Here is a 1860-nt window from a genome sequence, read left to right on the forward strand (position 1 = left end):
ACTTTGATAACGGAGCTTCCCTGACTGCCCAGGTAACGACTATCACCGCCACAAATATTATCAGCGATGATCCTGCCCTGTTTATTGGCCGGACCAGCCAAAGAGATCAGCGCATCATCACCCGTAACATAATGTTTTACCTGAACTGCATCACCTGCTGCATAAATATCCGGTACAGAAGTTTCCATCCTTTCATTCACTACGATACTTCCCTTGATGCCAAGTTCCAGACCAGCTTCTTTTGCTAACGCTGTATCTGGTGTGACTCCGATTGCCAGCACCACCATATCAGCCTGAAGAGATGGATTATCTTTTAACAGAACCTCTACTCCATTGTTCTTTTCTGTAAATCCTTCCACCGTATAGCCCAGTACCAGTTTTATCCCATGCTTTCTCATTTCACTATGAATCATGGATGCCATATCCGGATCAAAAGGATTCATCAGCTGCTTAGGCCGCTGGACAATCGTAACATCCATGCCAAGCTCCCTCAGATTTTCTGCCAGTTCTAAACTAATAAAGCCACCACCAGCCAACACAGCAGATTTTGGATGATTCTTATTAATATATTCCTTGATTCGTAAAGTATCTTCTACTGTACGAAGTGTAAAAAGTTTATTAATACCTGCTCCAGGAAGCTTTGGCTGTGTTGGCTTTGCGCCTGGAGAGAGGATAAGCTTATCGTAATTTTCTTCAAATATTTCACCATTCTCCAAATTTTTCACTGAAACAGTTTTACGATCCGGATGTATGGAGATCACTTCATGATGAATTTTCATATTAATACGGAAGCGTGCGAAAAAACTCTCCGGTGTCTGTAGTGTAAGTTCTTCCGGATCTGTGATCACGTCTCCAATATAATATGGAAGCCCACAATTCGCATAGGATATATATCCAGATCTTTCAAATACAGTAATTTCAGCATGTTCATCCAGTCTGCGTATTCTTGCTGCGGCTGTAGCTCCTCCGGCTACACCACCTACGATTATTATCTTCATCTTATTTTCCCACCTTTCTTCAGTAGAGCATTTGTAAAATTGCATTCTTAGGTCTTGCCCCTGAAACCTGCTGTATAATTTTTCCATTTTTCATGACCACTAAAGTCGGGATACTCATAATACCGAACTTATTTGCCAGTTCAGGCTGCTCATCTACATTGATTTTTCCAACTTTGATATCTGCATGTTCACTCGCAATCTCCTCTATAATAGGGACTACCATACGGCAAGGAGCACACCAGGGAGCCCAAAAATCCAAAAGTACAGGTTTATCGGAATTCATTACTTCGTTCTGAAAATTATTTTTATTGATATTAATAGCAGACATTTTACAGTCCTCCTTGTCTTTTTCTTTTATGACTTTATTATAGTCTGAAATTCATTTATTTTCTGTGATGATATCACCATACCAGTTATTAATTCTGTTCATCTTTATATGTTCCATGATGACAGGAAGCAGCTACGGAAAAGTTGAAAGCCGGAGAAATCACTCAGAAAGAATATGATCAGTGGCAGTATAATTATCTAAATCTCCTGCTGTTCTTTCCAATGCCTGTTATCGGAATCCGGCTTCTTATCAGATAAATACGCAGCTCCGTTCAGAATATCCACTATCGTAATGACAAACGCCAGATAATCTTCTTTAAGTTCCTTGTAACATTCCCCAGACATGGAGAAATCACCGGACAGAATCTGCTCGGTGATTTCTTTCATAACAATCTGTGTTTCTCGTAATTCTTCTACAAGGTACTGTACCCGTTGCTTTGTTCCCACTACAACAAGATTTGTTTCAACTCACAGTCGGTAATTTCACAGAGTCTGACATGTCAGCAACATGCTGACTGTGATTTGCCTCATGTCA

At 40.3% G+C, this 1860-nt stretch carries 3 protein-coding genes; all 3 read right to left on the reverse strand.

Translation table 11 applies throughout. From position 1 onward, the window contains the following. The coding region (locus tag GT674_RS16700; protein ID WP_161286677.1) for an NAD(P)/FAD-dependent oxidoreductase at positions 1 to 998 on the reverse strand (998 nt) is incomplete at its 3' end. 19 nt (positions 999 to 1017) lie between these two features. Then, positions 1018 to 1326, reverse strand: a complete 309-nt coding sequence (trxA, locus tag GT674_RS16705; RefSeq protein ID WP_161286678.1) for a thioredoxin — start codon at positions 1324 to 1326, stop codon at positions 1018 to 1020. A 197-nt stretch (positions 1327 to 1523) separates the two neighbouring features. Further along, positions 1524 to 1712 carry a hypothetical protein gene (locus tag GT674_RS16710; RefSeq protein WP_161286679.1) on the reverse strand — a complete coding sequence of 63 codons (189 nt, stop codon included), beginning with the start codon at positions 1710 to 1712 and terminating at the stop codon, positions 1524 to 1526. Between the last annotated feature and the right edge of the window lie 148 nt (positions 1713 to 1860).

Origin of the sequence: Blautia sp. BIOML-A1 (assembly GCF_009883055.1) — a bacterium.
Lineage (GTDB): Bacteria > Bacillota > Clostridia > Lachnospirales > Lachnospiraceae > Blautia_A.